Annotated in this window: 17 protein-coding genes; 6 read left to right on the top strand and 11 right to left on the bottom strand. The window is 61.3% G+C overall.

The genetic code is table 11. The features are described 5' to 3' along the window. The first annotated feature begins 610 nt into the window (after positions 1–610). Genes nirB through cobA form a run of 4 tightly spaced genes read left to right on the top strand, consistent with a single transcriptional unit; the run spans position 611 to position 6,861 of the window. Complete coding sequence (gene nirB / locus B0E42_RS02015; RefSeq protein ID WP_077505470.1) at positions 611–3,064, top strand: nitrite reductase large subunit NirB; 2,454 nt, start codon at positions 611–613, stop codon at positions 3,062–3,064. Then, positions 3,061–3,378, top strand: a complete 318-nt coding sequence (nirD, locus tag B0E42_RS02010) for a nitrite reductase small subunit NirD (protein ID WP_018605256.1) — start codon at positions 3,061–3,063, stop codon at positions 3,376–3,378. Before nirB ends, nirD begins: the two co-directional genes overlap by 4 nt. Continuing rightward, a complete protein-coding gene (locus B0E42_RS02005) occupies positions 3,378–6,095 on the top strand; it encodes a nitrate reductase (RefSeq protein ID WP_077505468.1) in 2,718 nt (905 codons plus the stop codon). The genes nirD and B0E42_RS02005 overlap by 1 nt, the downstream gene beginning before the upstream one ends. Positions 6,096–6,105: 10 nt before the next feature. Then, the gene (gene cobA / locus B0E42_RS02000) at positions 6,106–6,861 is read left to right on the top strand and encodes a uroporphyrinogen-III C-methyltransferase (protein ID WP_053181493.1); all 756 of its coding nucleotides are present in this window, start codon (positions 6,106–6,108) and stop codon (positions 6,859–6,861) included. Between the two features lie 922 nt (positions 6,862–7,783). Here cobA and B0E42_RS01985 read toward each other — a convergent pair. The 8 genes from B0E42_RS01985 to ppsA all read right to left on the bottom strand — a co-directional run bounded on the left by B0E42_RS01985 (position 7,784) and on the right by ppsA (position 15,984). Further along, positions 7,784–8,818: an OmpA family protein gene (locus B0E42_RS01985; RefSeq protein ID WP_018605656.1), complete on the bottom strand. Its 1,035-nt coding sequence runs from the start codon at positions 8,816–8,818 to the stop codon at positions 7,784–7,786. A gap of 107 nt (positions 8,819–8,925) precedes the next feature. Then, positions 8,926–9,516: an RNA polymerase sigma factor SigX gene (sigX, locus tag B0E42_RS01980; protein WP_018605654.1), complete on the bottom strand. Its 591-nt coding sequence runs from the start codon at positions 9,514–9,516 to the stop codon at positions 8,926–8,928. Between the two features lie 91 nt (positions 9,517–9,607). Then, a complete protein-coding gene (locus B0E42_RS01975) occupies positions 9,608–10,432 on the bottom strand; it encodes a mechanosensitive ion channel domain-containing protein (protein WP_003199523.1) in 825 nt (274 codons plus the stop codon). A 2-nt stretch (positions 10,433–10,434) separates the two neighbouring features. Further along, positions 10,435–10,680 (bottom strand): hypothetical protein, encoded by a 246-nt coding sequence (locus B0E42_RS01970; RefSeq protein WP_024619525.1) that lies wholly within the window; start codon positions 10,678–10,680, stop codon positions 10,435–10,437. Positions 10,681–10,743: 63 nt separating this feature from the next. Further along, positions 10,744–11,739: a zinc transporter ZntB gene (locus B0E42_RS01965; RefSeq protein ID WP_018605650.1), complete on the bottom strand. Its 996-nt coding sequence runs from the start codon at positions 11,737–11,739 to the stop codon at positions 10,744–10,746. A 25-nt stretch (positions 11,740–11,764) separates the two neighbouring features. Continuing rightward, positions 11,765–12,256, bottom strand: a complete 492-nt coding sequence (gene rraA / locus B0E42_RS01960) for a ribonuclease E activity regulator RraA (RefSeq protein ID WP_003199517.1) — start codon at positions 12,254–12,256, stop codon at positions 11,765–11,767. A gap of 126 nt (positions 12,257–12,382) precedes the next feature. Next, positions 12,383–13,372 carry an alpha/beta fold hydrolase gene (locus B0E42_RS01955; protein WP_053186752.1) on the bottom strand — a complete coding sequence of 330 codons (990 nt, stop codon included), beginning with the start codon at positions 13,370–13,372 and terminating at the stop codon, positions 12,383–12,385. 236 nt (positions 13,373–13,608) lie between these two features. After that, positions 13,609–15,984, bottom strand: coding sequence for a phosphoenolpyruvate synthase (gene ppsA / locus B0E42_RS01945; RefSeq protein WP_077505462.1), 2,376 nt, complete (start codon positions 15,982–15,984; stop codon positions 13,609–13,611). Between the two features lie 184 nt (positions 15,985–16,168). On the opposite strand from ppsA, the gene B0E42_RS01935 reads away from it, so the two are divergent. After that, a complete protein-coding gene (locus tag B0E42_RS01935) occupies positions 16,169–16,987 on the top strand; it encodes a pyruvate, water dikinase regulatory protein (RefSeq protein ID WP_014337326.1) in 819 nt (272 codons plus the stop codon). Positions 16,988–17,119: 132 nt separating this feature from the next. Here the strand turns inward: B0E42_RS01935 and B0E42_RS01930 are convergent, their stop codons facing one another. Beyond that, positions 17,120–17,965, bottom strand: a complete 846-nt coding sequence (locus B0E42_RS01930; RefSeq protein WP_077505460.1) for a type 1 glutamine amidotransferase domain-containing protein — start codon at positions 17,963–17,965, stop codon at positions 17,120–17,122. 102 nt (positions 17,966–18,067) lie between these two features. Here B0E42_RS01930 and B0E42_RS01925 point away from each other — a divergent pair, with 102 nt between their 5' ends. Then, complete coding sequence (locus tag B0E42_RS01925) at positions 18,068–19,012, top strand: LysR family transcriptional regulator (protein ID WP_077505458.1); 945 nt, start codon at positions 18,068–18,070, stop codon at positions 19,010–19,012. 56 nt (positions 19,013–19,068) lie between these two features. Here B0E42_RS01925 and B0E42_RS01920 read toward each other — a convergent pair whose 3' ends face one another. Together B0E42_RS01920 and B0E42_RS01915 are read right to left on the bottom strand one after the other, a co-directional pair. Further along, positions 19,069–19,296, bottom strand: coding sequence for an MbtH family protein (locus tag B0E42_RS01920; protein ID WP_053120590.1), 228 nt, complete (start codon positions 19,294–19,296; stop codon positions 19,069–19,071). Between the two features lie 84 nt (positions 19,297–19,380). Next, positions 19,381–20,793 (bottom strand): aspartate aminotransferase family protein, encoded by a 1,413-nt coding sequence (locus tag B0E42_RS01915; RefSeq protein ID WP_077505472.1) that lies wholly within the window; start codon positions 20,791–20,793, stop codon positions 19,381–19,383. Between the last annotated feature and the right edge of the window lie 256 nt (positions 20,794–21,049).

Genomic DNA, 21,049 nt, shown 5'->3' with positions numbered 1-21,049 from the left:
GATCTGCTCCCACAGGGAATTTGCTGCCACAGGGGATCTGCTCCCACAGGGAATTTGCTGCCACAGGGGATCTGCTCCCACAGGGAATTTGCTGCCACAGGGGATCTGCTCCCACAGGGAATTTGCTCCCACAGGGGATCTGCTCCCACAGGGAATTTGCTCCCACAGGGGATCTGCTCCCACAGGGAATTTGCTGCCACAGGGGATCTGCTCCCACAGGGAATTTACTGCCACAGGGGATCTGCTGTGGGAGCAAAGCTTGCTCGCGATGGCGGCCCGCCTGCCACTACAAAGCTATCGGCTGCCACGCTCCATTACCGGGCAACACGCTTTGATTCGGTGCAATAACCCCCTCCCCAATCCGCTCAACCAGCCCGCTGCTCAATAAATCCGCACCTTCGAGCCACTTGGCACAACCACTGCATACCCCCTATCAACATACATAAGGCAACGCCTCCAACGATGAAGGCGGTGCTTCCCGAGAGAACGGGACCAGGACAAAGGCGTCCTCGCTAGCTTGCTAGCGGGACGCCTTTTTTTGTTTTCGTAAAAATGACCGAGCCAGTCCGATCGCCGTGATAAAGCGGACCTGAGCTTGCGGAGAACCCTGATGAAAAAACTCAAACTGGTGATGATCGGCAACGGCATGGCCGGGGTTCGAACCCTCGAGGAACTGCTCAAGCTGAGCAACGAGCTGTACGACATCACGGTGTTCGGCGCCGAGCCCCACACCAACTACAACCGCATCCTGCTCTCGCCGGTGCTGGCCGGTGAGCAGACGTTCGAAGAGATCGTGCTCAACGACCTGAGCTGGTACCTGGACAACAACATCAAGCTGCTGCTCAACCGCAAAGTGGTGGAGATCGACCGGGTCAAGCGCCGGGTCATCGCCGAAGACGGCAGCGAAGCCGAATACGACCGCCTGCTGATCGCCACCGGCTCCACGCCCTTCATCCTGCCGATTCCTGGCAACACCCTGGAAGGCGTGATCGGCTACCGCGACATCGCCGACACCCAGGCGATGATCAACACCGCCAAGACCCACAAGCACGCGGTGGTGATCGGCGGCGGCCTGCTCGGCCTGGAAGCGGCCAACGGCTTGAAGCTGCGGGGCATGGACGTGACCGTCGTCCACATCGGTGAATGGCTGTTGGAACGGCAACTGGACAAGACCAGCGGCCAACTGCTGCAGACCGCCCTGGAAAACCGTGGCCTGAAATTCCGCCTCTGCGAACAGACCCAGGCCTTGCACGATGCCGGCAATGGCCGGGTCGGCTCGGTCCAGTTCAAGAACGGCGACATCATCCCCGCCGACCTGGTGGTGATGGCCGCCGGCATTCGTCCCAATACCGAACTGGCGGAAAAATCCGGCATCCCGTGCAACCGCGGGATCCTGGTCAACGACACGATGCAAACCTACGACCCGCGCATCTACGCCATCGGTGAATGCGCCAGCCACCGCGGCACGGCCTACGGCCTGGTGGCGCCGTTGTTCGAACAGGCCAAGGTCTGCGCCAACCACCTCGCGCAACTGGGCTTCGCCACTTACAAGGGTTCGGTCACCTCAACCAAGTTGAAGGTCACCGGCATCGACCTGTTCTCCGCCGGCGACTTCATGGGCGGCGAAGGCACCGAGACCATCACCCTTTCCGACCCCATCGGCGGCGTCTACAAAAAACTGGTGATCAAGGATGACGTGCTGGTCGGCGCCTGCCTGTACGGCGACACCGCAGACGGCGGCTGGTATTTCCGCCAGATCCGTGAGAACCACGGCATCAGCGAGATTCGCGATCACTTGATGTTCGGTGAAAACGCTTTGGGCGACGTAGGCCACCAGGGCCAGGACAAAGCCATGAGCATGGCCGACACCGCCGAAGTCTGCGGCTGCAACGGCGTGTGCAAAGGCACCATCGTCAAGGCGATCCAGGAGCACGGGTTGTTCAGCGTCGATGACGTGAAAAAACACACCAAGGCCGCCAGCTCCTGCGGCTCGTGCGCCGGCCTGGTGGAGCAGATCCTGATCAACACCGTCGGCGGCGCGGCGGACGTCAAGCCGAAAAGCGAAAAAGCCATCTGCGGTTGCAGCGACCTCAACCACGGCCAGATCCGCCAGGCGATCCGCGACCAGCACCTGCTGACCATCGCCGGGGCCATGAGCTACCTGAACTGGCGCACCCCCAACGGCTGCGCCACCTGCCGCCCGGCGTTGAACTACTACCTGATTTCCACCTGGCCCGGCGAAGCCCACGACGACCCACAGTCGCGCTTGATCAACGAACGCGCCCACGCCAACATTCAGAAAGACGGCACCTACTCCGTGGTCCCGCGGATGTGGGGTGGCGTGACCAACCCTTCGGAACTGCGGCGCATCGCCGACGTGGCCGACAAATACAACGTGCCCATGGTCAAGGTCACCGGCGGCCAACGCATCGATTTGCTGGGGATCAAGAAGCAGGACCTGCCCGGCGTGTGGAAAGACCTCGACATGCCGTCCGGCCACGCCTACGGCAAGTCCATCCGCACGGTGAAGACCTGCGTGGGCAGCGAGTTCTGCCGCTTCGGCACGCAGAACTCGACCCAACTGGGCATCGAGCTGGAACACGACCTGTTCAACATGTGGTCGCCTCACAAGGTGAAGCTGGCCGTCTCCGGTTGCCCACGCAACTGCTCGGAAGCCGGCATCAAGGACGTTGGCATTATCGGCGTCGACTCCGGCTGGGAGATGTACATCGGCGGCAACGGCGGGATCAAGACCGAAGTCGCGGAGTTTTTCGTCAAGCTCAAGACGGCCGAAGAAGTGCGCGAATACAACGGCGCCTTCCTGCAGCTGTACCGCGAGGAAGCCTTCTACCTCGAACGCACTGTGCACTACATGCAGCGGGTTGGCATGGAGCACATCAAGAAAGCCGTGCTCGAAGACTCGGAACGACGCAAAGCGCTCCATGAGCGCTTGAAGTTTTCCCTGTCGCTGGAGCAAGACCCCTGGAAACAACGCCTGGAACAGCCTCAGTTGAAGAAAGAATTTGAGGTCATCCCTGTGAAAAACCTGGAGGTGCCGGCATGAACTGGCTGGATATCTGCGCACTGGAAGAGATCAATATCCTCGGTTCGCGCATCATCAACGGCCCGAAAGGCGACATCGCGATTTTTCGTACCAGCGACGATGAAGTGTTCGCCCTCGATGACCGTTGCCCGCACAAGGGTGGCCCGCTGTCCCAAGGATTGGTCTACGGCAAGCGCGTGGCCTGCCCGCTGCACAACTGGCAGATCGACCTGGAAAGCGGCCAGGCCCAGGCTCCGGACGTGGGCTGCGCCCATCATCATTCGGCCCGGGTCGAGAACGGCCGGGTGCAGTTGGCACTGCGGGACGCAAGCTGATGAACCGCCAGATCACTGCCTCGACCTGCTGTTATTGCGGGGTCGGTTGCGGCGTCCTGATCGAGCATGACGACGAGCGCATCCTCGGCGTCAGCGGCGATCCCGCCCATCCGGCCAATTTTGGCAAACTGTGCAGCAAGGGTTCGACACTGCACCTGACAGGCGACCTCGCCGCCCGCGCCCTCTATCCCGAGTTGCGCCTGGGCAAAGGCCTGGCCCGCGCCCGCACCGACTGGGACAGCGCCCTGGATCACGCTGCCAGTGTCTTCGCCGAGACCATCGCCGAACACGGCCCGGACAGCGTGGCGTTCTACATCTCCGGCCAACTGTTGACCGAGGATTACTACGCCTTCAACAAGCTCGCCCGGGCATTGGTGGGCACCAATAACATCGACAGCAATTCGCGGCTGTGCATGTCCTCCGCCGTGGTGGGCTACAAGCGCAGCCTCGGCGCCGACGCCCCGCCCTGCAGCTACGAAGACCTGGAACTGAGCGATTGCGTGATGATCGTCGGCAGTAACATGGCCTACGCCCATCCCATCCTGTTTCGCCGCCTCGAAGAGGCTAAATCCCGCCGGCCGCAGATGAAAATCATCGTCATCGACCCCCGGCGCACCGACACCTGCGACCTGGCGGACCTGCACCTGGCGATCCTGCCGGGCACCGATGTCGCCTTGTTCCATGGGATTTTGCACTTACTGCTGTGGGAAGACTGGGTCGACCGCGACTTCATCAAGGCCCATACCGAAGGCCTGGCCGACCTGAAAAACCTGGTACGTGATTACACCCCGACCATGGTCGCCCAGCTGTGCGGCATCAGTGTCGAACAACTGCAGCAGTGCGCCGAATGGGTCGGCACGTCGCCGAGTTTCCTGTCCTTGTGGTGCATGGGGTTGAACCAGTCCACCGCCGGCAGCGCGAAAAACAGCGCACTGATCAACCTGCACCTGGCCACGGGGCAAATCGGCCGGCCGGGGGCGGGGCCTTTCTCGCTGACCGGCCAACCCAATGCCATGGGCGGGCGGGAAACCGGCAGCCTGTCGAACCTGCTGCCGGGCCATCGCGAAGCCGCCAACCCGGAACATCGTGCGGAAGTCGCCCGCTACTGGGGCGTCGAGCAACTGCCCGCCACCACTGGCTTGAGCGCCATCGAGCTGTTCGAGCAGGTGCGCAGCGGCAAGATCAAGGCCTTGTGGATCGCCTGCACCAACCCTGCGCAATCGATGCCGGACCAGACCGCGGTACGTGAAGCCCTGCAAGCCTGTCCATTCGTGGTGTTGCAGGAAGCTTTCCGGACCACCGAAACCGCCGCGTTTGCCGACCTGCTGCTGCCAGCGGCCAGTTGGGGCGAGAAAGAAGGTTCGGTGACCAACTCCGAACGGCGCATTTCCCACGTCCGCCGGGCCATCGGCGCACCGGGTGAAGCACGTGCGGACTGGGCAATCACCGTGGATTTCGCACAACGCCTGGAGAAACGTCTGCGCCCAAGCTTGCCCAGCCTGTTCGCCTTTGAAAGCCCGGCCCAACTGTTCGATGAATACAAACAGCTGACCCGTGGCCGCGACCTGGACTTGTCGGGCATCAGCCATGCCCTGATCGATCAACTCGGCCCTCAGCAATGGCCCTTCCCGGACGGCGCCACGGTCGGGACGGCGCGCCTGTACGTGGACGGGATTTTTCCTACCGACAACGGCCGGGCGCGGTTTGTGGCCGACCCGTATCGCGCCGCCAAGGAGCTGCGTGACGCCCGCTACCCATTGACCCTGAACACCGGCCGCTTGCGTGACCAGTGGCACGGCATGAGCCGTACCGGTACCGCCGCGCAGTTGTTTGGTCATGTGAACGAAGCGGTCCTCAGCCTGCACCCCGACGAACTGCAACGCCATCGCCTGCAAGCGGGCGACCTGGTCAGCCTCAAGAGCCGTCGCGGCAGCGTGATCGTGGCCGTGGACAGCGATGACAGTGTGCGCCCCGGCCAGGCCTTCCTGCCCATGCACTGGGGCGACCGGTTCCTCAAGGGTGGGGTCAATACCCTGACGCAACCGGCCTTCGACCCCTTGTCGAAACAACCGGAACTCAAGCACAGCGGCGTGCGCCTGGAACCGGTGGACCTGCCTTGGCAGCTTTTCGCCTTGATCGAAGGCGATGTTCAACAGCATCTGGAGGCCCTACGCCCCCTGTGTGAGGCGTTTTCCTACGTCAGCCTGAGCCTGACTGGCCGTGAGCGTCCCGCGTTGCTGATTCGCGCTGCCAGCGCCGTTGCCCCTGAACCGCAACTGCTTCAGGCCATCGACGAACAATTGGGCCTGATCGAGGGGCCGGTGCTGGCCTATGACGATCCGCGTCGCTCCATCGGTAAACGGGTGCGCATCGAAAACGGCCGCATCACCGCCATTCGCCTGGCAGGCGAAACCCTGGCCCGGCACTGGCTGCAGAACCTGTGGCTGGAAGGTCGTGCCGATGAACAACTGCGGCGCTGGCTGCTGGCGCCTTTGAGCGCGCCGCCGGGCAACGTCGGCGCCGCAACGGGTGGCAGTAAAACGCTGTGCAACTGCATGAACGTCAGCCAGCGTGCGATCTGCGCAGGCATCGAACGTGGCCTGGACTTGCAGGGGCTCAAACAGGAACTGGGCTGTGGCACGCAATGCGGCTCCTGCGTACCGGAAATCAAGCGCCTGCTGGTTGCCACTGCGCAACCGCTGGCGGCTATCTCGTGAGGAAAACACTATGAACGCAAAAGTCTGGCTGGTGGGTGCAGGTCCCGGTGACCCTGAATTGCTGACCCTCAAAGCCGTGCGCGCCCTGGGCGAGGCCGACGTGGTGTTGATCGACGATCTGGTCAACGCCGCGGTGCTGGAGCATTGCCCCGATGCGCGCATCATTGCCGTGGGCAAGCGCGGCGGCTGCCGCTCCACACCCCAGGCCTTTATCCATCGCCTGATGCTGCGTTATGCCCGCCAGGGCAAATGCGTGGTGCGTCTCAAGGGCGGCGACCCCTGCATCTTCGGACGCGGTGGTGAAGAGGCGCAGTGGCTGCGCGAGCACGGTGTCGAAGTGGAGATGGTCAATGGCATCACCGCCGGCCTCGCGGGGGCGACCCAGTGCGATATTCCACTGACCCTGCGCGGGATTGCCCGGGGCGTGACGCTGGTGACGGCCCACACCCAGGACGGCAGCAGCCTGAACTGGCAAGCCCTGGCGCAAAGCGGAACCACCCTGGTGGTGTACATGGGCGTGGCGAAGCTGAGCGAGATTCGCGAGCAATTGCTGGCCGGCGGCCTGGCGGCGGACACACCCGTGGCCATGATCGAAAACGCCTCCCTGCCCCACCAGCGTGACTGCCGCAGCGACCTGGCCTCGATGGAAGCCGATGCCAGCACCTTTCAACTCAAGAGCCCGGCGATCCTGGTGATTGGCGCAGTGGCCGGCGCGGCTGAACTGGCCGCCTCCCCGCCGGCCTGGGCTCAGGTTTCAGCCCTCTGACAGACACCCACAATGGGATCGGAGTACGACCGGGAGAGACAGGTCGGCTGGAAGGCCGCCTCGCGAGCAAGCTTTGCTCCCACAGATCGGATGGGTGTACGACCGGAAGAACCAGGTCGGCTGTCAGGCCGCCTCGCAAGCAAGCTTTGCTCCCACAGATCGGATGGGTGTACGACCGGGAGAGACAGGTCGGCTGGAAGGCCGCCTCGCGAGCAAGCTTTGCTCCCACAGATCGGATGGGTGTACGACCGGGAGAGACAGGTCGGCTGGAAGGCCGCCTCGCGAGCAAGCTTTGCTCCCACAGATCGGATGGGTGTACGACCGGGAGAGACAGGTCGGCTGGAAGGCCGCCTCGCGAGCAAGCTTTGCTCCCACAGATCGGATGGGTGTACGACCGGAAGAGCCAGGTCGGCTGGAAGGCCGCCTCGCGAGCAAGCTTTGCTCCCACAGATCGGATGGGTGTACGACCGGGAGAGACAGGTCGGCTGGAAGGCCGCCTCGCTTTTGATCTTGATCTGGGGCGCCCCGTTAACCACGCTGGCCGAACGCAGGTATTGCGTAGTGGGCATCCCGGCATGGATGCCGGGATAGCCGCGCTGGGCCATGGATGGCCCTTCGCGGCGGGCCCACGGAGCAATGCCTTCGTTCGGGCATGCCGAGCCTAGGCGAGGCACCGAGTGGTGGGGCAGAAGCGTTTTGCTTACTTTTGCGCTTCTCAAAAGTGAGCCGCCGTCAGGGCGGAACCCTAAGAGGCCGTTACCGCAGCAACGGATATGTACCCAATCCAAAAATCCTGGTTAACCGTAAGGCCGCCATCGCGAGCAAGCTCGCTCCCACAGGTTCAGTGTTCCAACCCTGAGTCATAAATCCCAGGCAAAGAAAAGCCCGGCCTAGGCCGGGCTTTTCCAAAGCTGTGGGCTAATTACTTAGCTTGAGCTTCAACCTGCGCTTCTACGCGACGGTTAACTGCACGACCAGCTTCAGTGGCGTTGTCAGCAACTGGGCGGGATTCGCCGTAGCCAACAGACTGAACACGAGTCGATTCAACACCGTACTGGTTGGTCAGAACTTGCTTAACGGCGTTTGCACGACGCTCAGACAGTTTCTGGTTGTAAGCGTCAGGACCGACGGAGTCAGTGTGACCTTCAACAGTGGTGCTGGTCGATGGGTACTGCTTCATGAAATCAGCCAGGTTCTTGATGTCGCCGTAGCTGTTTTCTTTAACGACCGACTTGTCGAAGTCGAACTTGACGTCCAGCTCAACACGTACGACTTCAGCAACAGCTGGGCAGCCATCAGCGTCAACGGTTACGTTGGCTGGGGTGTCAGGGCACTTGTCGACGTTGTCGCACACGCCATCGTTGTCGCTGTCGGAGCAGACTTCAGCTGGTGCTGGAACTGGAGCAGCAGCAGGCTTGGAGCCGCCACCGAAGTTCACACCGATACCAACGCTAGGAGCCCACTCGGTGTCGCCCTGGTCGATGTTGTACTGAGCTTCAACGCCGGCACGGGCGTAGAAGTTGTCGGTGAAATACAGCTTGGCGCCGCCACCAACGTTGGCGAAGGTAGAACGGTTACGACCGTTGCTGCCATTCTGGTCGATGCTCTGGTCGGAGAAACCGGCAGAAACATAAGGACGCAGCATGTCGCCTGGGTTGTTGAAGTGGTACAGAGCGTCCAGAGCGGTGTTGGCGCCCTTGACGTTAGTGCCGTCTTCGGTACGTGCGTTGTGCACTTCGTCGTAGGCCAGACGCAGTTCAACGTCGTCGGTCAGGAAGTAACCAACCGAACCGCCGAACAGGTTGCCGTTGTTCTTGAAATCACGAGCGCTGTCGAACATTTCTTTCTTGGCGAAGCCTTCGATTTCAACTGCGCCTTGGCCTTGTGCCAGAGCGCCGAACGAAGTGGCAGCAATCAAAGAACCAATGGCAAAGCCCAAGGTGTTTTTCAGTTTCATCCGTTAAATCCCCATCTGGTGATTGTGAAGCAGTCCCGCAAACCGGGGGACAACTCGGCGGCAAGTCTATCAGAACTTGCCTACACGTAAGAGATATTTGCGCCGAACTAAGTTTCAGCAATGCCTGCAAATTTCTCACGCAATTTGTCAAGAGCACGCTTGTAACGCATTTTTGTCGCGCTCAAACCCATATGCATTATGTCTGCGATCTCCTGGAATTCCAGCTCTGCGACAAATCGTAGCACCAGAATTTCCCGATCGATCGGGTTCACATAGACCAGCCAGCGATCGAGTCCACCCTTTTCCTCGGGCTTGGGCGCCTTATCTTCCGACGCTTCCTCGAGAGGGTCCAGGCTCAACGCGTCCATCAAGCGACGCTTTCGCCGTTCCTTGCGGTACTGTGTGATGCATTCGTTGTACGTGATGCTATAAAGCCATGTCTTGAACTTCGATTTCCCCTCGAAGTTCTTCAGGCCATACAGCACCTTCAACATCACCTCCTGACAGACATCGTCAGCATCACGATCGTTCCCGAGATAACGTGCACAAACGTTAAATAACGTTCTCTGGTAACGACGCATCAACTCTTCATAGGCGCGCGTTACGTGAAACAGCTCCGTATGCGCGCGCGCGACCAACTCCTCATCGGAGAGATCACGGGGTTCGTAGCGCGTGGATAGCGATTGGGGTTTGTTCAAAACAAGTCGGGCCGACAGTCTAGGTCAATGTGCGCCGCAGCCTGCGATATCGGGCATTTTGCGGCGGCATACATTAGCAGGGTTTGCCGGGTTAGCGGCTACTCACATGCTGTTCCAGCAGGATCCGATTGGAAAGCGACACCAACTCGCCCTCCTCGGTCAGCAATGTGGTCTTCACCGTGCCAATCTCTTCGATCTGGCCTTCGACCTCGCCAACACGCACTTGTTGCCCAACCTCATACAATTCACGCACATAGATTCCCGCCAGGATCTGACCGGCGATTTCCCGACTTCCCAACCCCATTGCCAGCGCAACCGCCAGACCAACGGTAATCAATACGATCACGATCACGTGGTTGAGCAGGTCAGTCTTGACCTCCAACTGGCTGATTGCCACCGAAATACTGATGATGATCACCAGGCCCTGGGCAATTCGCCCCACGCCAGCGGCGTAGTCCAGCCCAACGCCCTCGGCCGCACCGCGCACCAGCCCGTTGGCCAGTTGCGCCAGCAGAACGCCGACCAGCAACACCAGCGCAGCACCAAAAACCTTCGGCAAATACAGCGCAAGCATATCAAGCGTAGCCGAAACTCGCTCAAGGCCAAGGGATTCTGCTGCGGAAACCAGGAAAATAAGCAGCACGAACCAATACACAATCTTGCCGACCAGGGTCGAGATCGGTACCTGGATGCCGCCTCGAGACAACAGTTTGGTCAGGCCGGTGCCACCCATCAGGCGATCGAGGCCCAATTTGGCGAGCAACTTGGACAGCAGCGTGTCCAGCAGCTTGGCCACGACAAAGCCCAGCAACAACACCACCAGGGCGCCGAAGAGGTTTGGGATGAAGTTAGCCACCTTGGTCCACAACGCAGTCATTGCCGTGACGAGGCTCTGGGTCCAGAGATCAAGTTCCATATTCAATCAGCCTTATCAGCGGTGCGAGTAACAGGTTTACGGCGGGAAACCGGCGCGACATGGGCCGATCCATTATTCAGGGCGATCATCAGCGCGGGCAACCAGCGGCCCAGCAGACTGAAGAGATCGCCGGCGCCGACCTGGCGGTTGGCGGTTTTCAGTACACGCCCCAGGCATGCATCGTCGTCCCGGCTGGACGGCGAAGCCTTGAGCATGTCGCGCAAAGACTGTTCAAACGGATCGTGCATACGCACCTCTCGTGATGTCTGTGGAAGACGCGATCACATTTCGTCGGGTCACATGAAACCCCATCACACCCAGCGCAAACGGCGGAACAACAACCACTGCCCCGTCGCGACGCAGATCATCAACAGGCAGGCGACCATGAAACCGTAGGGGCTTTCGGAAAACGGAATGCCACCGACGTTGATACCCAAAAGGCCGGTGAGAAAACTCATCGGCAGGAAAATCCCGGTGATGATGCCGAAGCGGTACATGGTGCGGTTCATGCGCACCGACAGGCGCCGGTCTTCGGCCTCCAGCACAAGCCCCACGCGCTCTCGGGTCAATTCCAGCTCCTCGAGGTAACGGGTCAGGCTGTTGTTCAATTCGTTCCAGTAGTCGCCGTCATCGTCGAAAAACCACGGCAGCTTGAGCCGCGTCATCTGGCCGAAGATGTCCCGCTGTGGCGCCAGGAATCGCTTGAGCCCGGCAGCCCTTCGACGGATGTGCAAAATGGCGTCGTGCTCGGGGGTATACCGTTCGTCGGTATCGAGTTTTTCTTCCTCGCCATCGACGATTTCGGAGAGGCAGGTGACCAGGTCCTGCACCTTATTGGTGAGGTATTGCGCCATGTAGAGGATGAGTTCGGATGCCGTCTTCGGGCCCTTTCCCTCGGCCAGTTGCGCCAACAGCTCATCGGTGGCGCGCAACGGACGCAGGCGCAGGGAGATGACCCGCTGGGCGGACGCAAAGATCCGTACCGAGACCATGTCTTCAGGCTCGGCACCCGGGTTGAGGTTGATCCCCCGCAGGAACAGCAGCAATTCGGCGTTGGGCAACGGCAACAAGCGCGGCCGGGTGTTCTCTTCGAGCAGCAGGTCGCAGTTGAATTCGCTCAGGCCGCTGGATTTGCGCAGCCAGGTGTGGGTTTGCGGATGACTGCGATCCCAGTGCAGCCACAGGCTTTCATGGGCCTGCAACTGCAAATCGTCGAGTTCGGTCCGGGCTATGGAACGCGCGCCGCCTTTACCGTCCAGCACCAGGGCATGCACCAGCCCCCATTGCGCGTTTTCTTCCTCGAACATCCTCATCCCTTATGGCTGTACTGCTTCATTCAGGCATTTTCAGCGGACTTGGCGAGACAATCACGCCGTTATTGTCCGCATAGACATACTCGCCCGGGCGAAACGTCACGCCGGCAAAGGTCACCGGCACATTGAGTTCGCCGACGCCGCGCCGGTCAGTCTTCATCGGGTGACTGGCCAGGGCCTGAACCCCGAGGTCGGTCTGGGCAATGATGTCGACGTCGCGGATGCAACCGTAGACCACCAGCCCTTCCCAGCCGTTTTTCGCGGCTTTTTCCGCCAGCATGTCCCCCAGCAGCGCCCGACGCAGGGAACCGCCGCCATCGACCACCAGCACCTTGCCGTTGCCCTTGAGTTCAACCTGCTCCTTGACCCGGGAGTTGTCCTCGAAGCACTTGATGGTCACGATTTCACCACCGAAGGAATCGCGGCCACCGAAATTGCTGAACATCGGCTCCAACACCTGCACCAGTTCCGGGTAGGCGTCGCACAGGTCGGGCGTGAGGTAATGGTTCATCGAACAACTCCTGAAAGGCTGGAACGTCAGACTGAATGAGCAACCGTTTGTGACTGGAACCGCTTGAAGCGTCATATCTTAGCCGCAAGCCGACCAGAGCGAAATGCCCACGTCAGAGCCTTTCGCTTAAACCGCCTCGGCCAGGGCGGGCAGGTTTTCCAGCAACGGTGCCTGCTGATCTTGCAGCCAACGCGCCACCAGAGGCCAGACCTCAGCCTGTGCCGCCTTGCTGACCAGCATCTCGACGTGACCGAAATCGCCTTTGAAACCTTGTTCCCGGCCCAGGCAGACAAACTGTTTGTGCTCGGAACCGATCTGGTCAAAGAGCTTGCGGCACGCCCAGGTGGGGTCCTGATGATCGCCCGCGGCGCTCACCGCCAGCACCGGCAACCGGACATCGGCCAACCCGGCCCACCAGTTCTTCTCGGCATCGCCGAAACGCCCGAACAGGCCGTACCAGCGCATGCTTTCCAGGGCCAGGCCGATGGGCTCATCCTCGGGACCGCGCTTGAGCCTTGAGCCGGACAATTGGGCAAAACGCTTGAGGATGAAGCGGCCGCTCCATTCCACCGGCGGAATCTTCAGCGGCCAGTAGGTGCGGCTGACCTGGGTGCCAAAAAACGCCGCCGAAGCCACCGCCGGCTCGCCCAGGTAATGGCCGCCCAAGGCGGCCGCCAGGGTGATGCCACCCAGGGAATGACCGATCCAGTGGGGCACTTGCCCGCTCTGTTCACGCACGAAGGCGCCAATGGCCGGCAAGTCGTAGCGGGCGTAGTCGGCCACGCGATTGTGGCGATAACCCTGGTTGCGCTGGGACAACCCATGGCCGCGCATCTCGGGGATCCAGACATCGAACCCCAGGCGTGCCAGGTACGCCCCCAGGCCCAGGCCCTTGGGCGAATACCAGAAACGCCGATTGGAAAAACTGCCGTGCAACAGGATCACCGGGACCCCACGGGTTTCGCAGGCGTCGGCCATGCCCAGCCGGGTGACGGCCAGTTCGACGCTGGCGTCCGGGCTGTTGCCGGGTTTCAAGCGATAGACGTCTTCGCTCAGATCACCGCGCCGCTCGGCGCTGATCAGGGCGACAGGAAAGAGGTTGCTGCTGCTTTGCATAATCTTCTTGCACAAAAAAGGGCGGCATCCGCGTGGAGCCCGCCCTACTTCAATCAAAAGGGACCCGGCTAATGCCAGTCGGTTAAGCGCACCCCCTGTGGGAGCGGGCTTGCTCGCGAAGACGGCGGAACAGTCAACATTGATGTTGTCTGACACACCGCTTTCGCGAGCAAGCCCGCTCCCACAGGTTCTGCGTTTAACTGGCGGGCTTTAGTCGATCAGATCCCTTCACTCGATCAGACCGCCGCCTGACCCTCAGCCAGGAAGAACCAGGTTTCCAACACGGAGTCCGGGTTCAACGAAACGCTTTCGATGCCCTGCTCCATCAGCCACTTGGCCAGGTCCGGGTGGTCCGAAGGGCCCTGGCCGCAGATGCCGATGTACTTGCCAGCCTTGTTGCAGGCGGCAATGGCGTTGGCCAGCAGCTTCTTGACCGCCGGGTTCCGCTCGTCGAACAGGTGCGCGATGATCCCGGAGTCACGGTCCAGGCCCAGGGTCAGCTGGGTCAGGTCGTTGGAACCAATGGAGAAACCGTCGAAGAACTCGAGGAATTCTTCAGCCAGGATGGCGTTGGACGGCAGCTCGCACATCATGATCACGCGCAGGCCATTGTCGCCACGGGCCAGGCCGTTTTCCGCCAGCAGGTCGACGACCTGGCTCGCTTCGCCCAGGGTCCGCACGAACGGCACCATGATCTCGACGTTGGTCAGGCCCATCTCGTTACGCACGCGCTTGAGGGCGCGGCATTCGAGTTCGAAGCAGTCGCGGAACGATTCGCTGATGTAGCGCGAAGCACCACGGAAGCCCAGCATCGGGTTTTCTTCTTCCGGTTCGTAGAGTTTGCCGCCGATCAGGTTGGCGTATTCATTGGACTTGAAGTCCGACAGGCGCACGATGACCTTTTTCGGCCAGAACGCCGCCGCCAGGGTGCTGATGCCTTCCACCAGCTTCTCGACGTAGAAACCGACCGGATCGTTGTAACCGGCAATGCGCTTGTCGACGCTGTCCTTGATTTCCTGCGGCAGGCCGTCGTAGTTCAGCAATGCCTTGGGGTGTACGCCGATCATGCGGTTGATGATGAATTCCAGGCGGGCCAGGCCCACACCGGCATTGGGCAACTGCGCGAAGTCGAAGGCGCGATCCGGGTTGCCGACGTTCATCATGATCTTGAACGGCAGGTCCGGCATGGCGTCCACGGAGTTCTTCTTGATGTCGAAGCCCAGTTCGCCCTCGAAGATGTAGCCGGTATCGCCTTCGGCGCAGGAAACGGTCACGCCCTGGCCGTCCTTGAGCAGTTGGGTGGCGTTGCCGCAACCCACCACGGCCGGGATCCCCAGTTCACGGGCGATGATCGCCGCGTGGCAGGTACGCCCGCCGCGGTTGGTGACGATGGCGCTGGCGCGCTTCATCACCGGTTCCCAGTCCGGGTCGGTCATGTCGGAGACCAATACGTCGCCGGCCTGGACCTTGTCCATCTCCGAGACGTCCTTGATGATCCGCACCTTGCCCGCGCCGATGCGCTGGCCGATGGCACGGCCTTCCACCAGCACAGTGCCGGTTTCCTTGAGCAGGTAGCGCTCCATGACGTTGGCCTGGGTGCGGCTCTTCACGGTTTCCGGACGGGCCTGCACGATGTACAGCTTGCCGTCGTCACCGTCCTTGGCCCACTCGATGTCCATCGGGCACTTGTAGTGCTGCTCGATGATCATCGCCTGCTTGGCCAGCTCGCTGACTTCGGCATCGCTGAGGCAAAAACGCGCGCGCTCGGCCTTGTCCACATCGACGGTCTTCACCGAACGGCCGGCCTTGGCTTCGTCGCCGTAGATCATCTTGATGGCCTTGCTGCCCAGGTTGCGGCGCAGGATGGCTGGACGACCGACTTGCAGCGTGCCTTTGTGGACGTAGAACTCATCCGGGTTCACCGCGCCCTGCACGACGGTTTCACCCAGGCCGTAGGCGCCGGTGATGAACACCACGTCACGGAAACCCGACTCGGTGTCGAGGGTGAACATCACGCCGGCGGTGCCGGTTTCGGAGCGGACCATGCGCTGCACACCGGCGGACAGGGCGACCAGCTTGTGGTCGAAGCCCTGGTGCACGCGGTAGGAAATGGCACGGTCGTTGAAAAGGGAGGCGAAGACTTCCTTGGCGGCACGGATGACGTTTTCCACGCCACGGATGTTCAGGAAGGTTTCCTGCTGGCCGGCGAAGGAGGCATCCGGCAGGTCTTCGGCGGTGGCCGAGGAACGCACGGCGACGGCGATGTCCGGATTGCCTTCGGACAACTTGGCGAACGCGGTGCGGATCTCGGCGTTCAGTTTCTCGGGGAACTCGGCGTCCATGATCCATTGGCGGATCTGGGCACCAGTCTTGGCCAGGGCATTGACGTCATCGACGTCCAGGGCATCGAGCGCATCGTGGATCTGCTTGTTCAGGCCGCTCAGTTCCAGGAAATCACGATAAGCCTGGGCGGTCGTGGCGAAGCCACCTGGCACCGATACACCGGCACCGGCGAGGTTGCTGATCATCTCGCCCAGGGATGCGTTCTTGCCCCCCACATGCTCCACATCATGGACGCCGAGCTTATCGAGGGAAACTACGTACTCTACCAAGGTGATCTCTCCACTAACTGTGTTGGAAAAGCTCAAGGCACCGGTGGCTCCAGGGGAGCGATGACCGGCGATATGGCCTGGACCTGGAAAATAAGTGAGAATGCGGACCACTGGCGGCCGGCAAATCGCGCCTATCATATCCAAGAATCGTCACTAGCTCACTAGCTTAAGGCCCAAGGCGCAAATGAAACGATCTGCTTTCTTTATCTCCGACGGCACCGGCATCACGGCCGAAACGCTAGGCCAAAGCCTGTTGGCACAATTCGAAAACATTACCTTCGCCAAGTTCATACGTCCGTACATCGACAACGTCGACAAGGCGCGGGCCATGGTACAGCAAATCAATAAAGCCGCCGAAACCGACGGTTTCCGCCCGATTATCTTCGATACCATCGTCAATCAAGACATCCGTGAGATTCTCGCAACGTCCAATGGTTTCATGATCGACATTTTTTCCACGTTCCTGGCGCCCCTGGAACAGGAACTGAGCGAGCACTCGTCCTACTCGGTCGGCAAGTCCCATTCCATTGGCCACAACTCCAACTACATGGAGCGGATCGAGGCGGTCAACTTCGCGCTGGACAACGATGACGGGGCCCGCACGCATTATTACGACAAGGCCGACCTGATCCTGGTGGGGGTGTCGCGCTGTGGTAAGACGCCGACGTGCCTGTACATGGCGATGCAGTTCGGCATCCGTGCGGCCAACTATCCGCTGACCGAAGACGACATGGAGCGCCTGCAACTGCCCAGCGCCCTGCGCGCCCACCAGCACAAGCTGTTCGGCCTGACCATCGACCCGGACCGCCTGACCGCGATCCGCAACGAGCGCAAGCCCAACAGCCGCTATTCGAGCTATGCCCAGTGCGAGTTCGAAGTGCGAGAAGTGGAAAACCTGTTCCGGCGGGAGAATATTCCACACATCAACTCCACGCATTTTTCCGTGGAAGAGATTTCGGCGAAGATCCTGGTGGAGAAAGGGGTGGAGCGGCGGTTCAAATAAATCCCAGGCACATCTTGAAACCTGTGGGAGCGAGCCTGCTCGCGATCGCGGTGGGTCAGTAAAGTTAATGTTGGCTGACACTCCGCTATCGCGAGCAGGCTCGCTCCCACAGGAGATTTGTAGTGCTGCTGGCTACTGCGCCAGACGCTTGACCAACACCTGCCCCACCTCCAGCGCCGACGCCGGGTTCTGGCCGGTGATCAACTCCCGGTCCATGACCACATGGGACATCCATGGCGATGTGTTGCTGCGGTATTGCCCACCCGCCTGTTCCAATGCGGTTTGTGGATAGAACTTCATGCTCCCGCCGCCCAGAAGCCCCTTGGCCAGTTCTTCTTCCTGATTGCTGATCACCGTCATCTTGTACCCGGCGTAGATCCAGTCGGCCTTGGCCGAGGCCTGGCCTTTGGCGGCCAACTGGTCGACGAAGCCCCTGGCATCGGGCAGGGTCGACAGCAGCGCTATCGGCCCGTGGCAGACCAGCGCGGTGGTCTTGCCCTTGTCATGAAAATGCGTCAGCACCCGTCCCAGCGGTGCGCTGGTCAGCAAATCCTGCATCGGCGCGTGCCCGCCGGGGATGTACAGGGCGTCGAACCGCCCCAGGCCGATCTGCTCGACACGGGCCAGGCTGATCACCGGTGAGTCCTTGGCCGAGGTGATGTTCAACTGCGCCAGCAACGCCTGGTAGCGCTCCAGCTCCGCCGAGTCATTGTTGAAGTACATCTTGTCCACCGAGGAACGGTCCAGCGTCGGCGCCTTGCCCTCGGGCGTTGCGAATGTCACCTGGTGACCCGCTTCCAGCAACAGTTTCACCGGTTGCAGCAATTCGTTGAGGTAAAAACCGGTGGAGAAGACCTGGCCATTTTTCAGATCCAGATGATCGGCGTCCGACAGGACCACCAGCACGTTATCGGCATGGGCCGCGACGCTGATGCCTGCCAGAACGACAGACGTTGCCAAGGTAGTGAGCTTTTTCATGATGACTCCAGAACGCTTCGATAAAAGATGGCTCACTGTATTGATGCGCTTACCGGCGATAAACTGGCTGCCCGGAACATCACCTAGCCTCTGGAGGCAACAATGGCCCGTCGTTTCGATCATCTGGCGGACGTGGAAGCCTTCGTCACAGTCGTGGAAAAAGGCACCCTCAGCGCCGGCGCCGTGGCGCTGGGGACCACGCCTTCGGTCCTGAGCCGCGCCATCTCCCGCCTCGAAGCCCGGCTTGGGGTGCAATTGTTGCGACGTACGACCCGGCGGCTGAACCTGACCGATGCCGGCACGTTGTACCTGGAACAGTCGCGCTCGGCCTTTGCCCTGATTGACGATGCCGAGCGGCGAATCCAGGGCCAGGACGGTGTCCTGACCGGTCGCGTACGCCTGAGCGTGCCGACTACCTACGGTCATTACCGCCTGCCGTCGCTGCTGTCGCGTTTCGCCCAGGCGTGCCCGCAAGTGCGGGTCGAGCTGAGCATCACCAACCGCAATGTCGACCTGGTGGCCGAGGGGTATGACCTGGCGATCCGCCTCGGGCCATTGCCGGACAGCGGGCTGGTCGGCCGCAAGCTCGAAGACGCCCGCCTTTGCCTGGTGGCCGCGCCGCACTACCTGGCACGCGCCGGAATGCCCCGGCACGTCGATGAACTGGCTGCACACGCCTGCCTGCCCTTCGTGATGCCCAGCAGCGGACGCATCGCCCCCTGGCTGTTTCGCGAAAATCATCAAGATCGGGAATGGCTGCCGGTGGGCAATGTGCAGGTGTCCGACGATGTATTGGGCATCGTGTCCCTGGCCCAGGCCGGGATGGGGATCTGCCAGACCTATGAATTCATTGTCCGGGAGCGAATCGAGCGCGGGGAACTGGTGGCTTTGCTGGAAGACTTCGGCGGACGCAGCCGGCCGTTTTCAGTGATCTACCCGCCGCACCGACAACTGCCGGCGGCGGCACGGGCGTTGATTGATTTTTTGATGAGCACGGACACCACCTGTGGGAGCGAGCCTGCTCGCGATAGCATCACCTTAGCCTGACTGATAGACCGAGTTGCCTGCATCGCGAGCAGGCTCGCTCCCACAAAGTCCCTGGTCTACTGAGCTAATGCCGCCTGCTCTTCCATCTTCTTGCGCAGGCTCAGCGGGCGCATGTCGGTCCAGACTTCTTCGATATAGGCCAGGCACTCCTTCTTGAACCCGCTTTTGCCGACGGTACGCCAGCCTTCGGGCACGGCCTTGTAGTCCGGCCAGATCGAATACTGTTCTTCGTGGTTGACCACGACCTGAAAGACGATGTCCTCGCGGTCGAATACTGAAGTCATGGGTGTCTCTCCATCTTTGCTCGAGGTTCGCTGCGGCGCATGCGCAGCCAGGATATGAAAGGAACGTACGGGCCCGAGTGAAAATTAGGCCGCGACAACCGCCGCCTGCAGGGCTCGCCCGAAAATTTCGGCGACCCGGTCGATTTCCGCCCTTGTGATAATCAGCGGCGGCAGGAATCGCACCACGCCGCCCTGCCGGCCACCCAGCTCAAGGATCAGCCCGCGCTTGAGGCATTCACGTTGCAGCCGTGGCGCCAGCCATGCGTGCACCGGCGGATGGCCCAGGGCGTCGGGTTTACCCGCTGGGTCCACCAGTTCGACGCCGAGCATCAACCCGCGACCGCGGATATCGCCCAGTTGTGGGAAGTCTCGCTGCAGGATGCGCAAGTGCTCGCTCAAGCGTTCGCCCATGGCGGCGGCGTGGGCCGGCAAGTCGTGCTCCTGCAGATAGCGCATCACTGCGGAACCGGCGGCCATGGCCATCTGATTGCCACGGAAGGTCCCGGCGTGAGCACCCGGCAGCCAGGTGTCGAGCCAATCGCGATAAACCACCACCGCCAGCGGCAGGCTGCCACCGATGGCCTTGGACAGCACGACCACGTCCGGGATGATCCCGGCGTGCTCGAACGCAAACATCTTGCCGGTCCGGCCGAAGCCGCTCTGGATTTCGTCGACGATCAACGCCACCCCCGCCTGCTCGGTGATCCGCCGCAAACCGCGCAGCCAGTCCAGGTCGGCAGGAATGACCCCACCCTCGCCCTGCACCACTTCGACGATGACGGCTGCCGGCAATTGCACGCCGGCCTCGGGGTCATTCAGCAGGTTTTCCAGGTAATGCAGATTGGCCTTCACGCCCGCCACACCGCCCAGCCCGAACGGGCAGCGGTAATCGTAGGGGTATGGCATGAACTGCACGCCGCTGCTGAGCAAGGCGCCCAAGGGTTTCTTCGGCCCCAGGCTGCCCATCAGGCTCAACGCCCCCTGGCTCATGCCGTGATAACCGCCCTGGAACGACAGCACGGTGCTGCGGCCGGTGGCGGTGCGCACCAGCTTGAGGGCCGCTTCCACGGCGTCAGTACCGGTGGGGCCGCAGAACTGGATCTTCGCCTCGGCGGCCAGCTCTGCCGGCAACAGGCCGAACAGGTCCTGGACGAAACGGTCCTTGACCGGCGTGGTCAGGTCCAGGGTATGCAACGGCAGCTCATCGGCCAGCACCTGCTGGATCGCTTCGATCACCACTGGGTGGTTATGCCCCAGCGCCAGTGTGCCAGCGCCGGCCAGACAATCGATGAAGGTGCGGCCCTCGACATCCTCGACATACAGCCCCTTGGCACGCTTGAGGGCCAGGGGAATCCGCCGTGGGTAGCTGCGGGCATTGGACTCCTGCCGACTCTGGCGGGCCAGCAGCGGCGACTCATTGAACTGGTAGAGCGTCTCGGCCGGCGCAGGACTGACCCGGGCCGGCTGTGCTTCGATAAGACTGTTGGCGACTGACATCCCTCGACCCCGCAATACACTGAAGTAATGACCCAACGACACACCGCGCAGATGCATCTCCGGTCGGAGCGCACATGCAGGTTTCCTGTTGTGGAAACGCATCAGCCACGCAGGGATTTACTCTCGGGCAGAACTTTCTCCGTCAGCGCGATCAGTGGTTTGTCCTTGAAACCTGTGGGAGCAAAGCTTGCTCGCGATGCAGGCACCTCGGTCTGACTAGCGGCCAAGGTGATGCCATCGCGAGCAAGCTTTGCTC

Origin of the sequence: Pseudomonas sp. A25(2017) (assembly GCF_002001065.1) — a bacterium.
In the GTDB taxonomy this organism is placed as follows: Bacteria; Pseudomonadota; Gammaproteobacteria; order Pseudomonadales; family Pseudomonadaceae; genus Aquipseudomonas; species Aquipseudomonas kilonensis.
The sequence above is the reverse complement of the archived record's forward strand: the minus strand, read 5'-3'. Positions and strand labels throughout refer to the sequence as shown.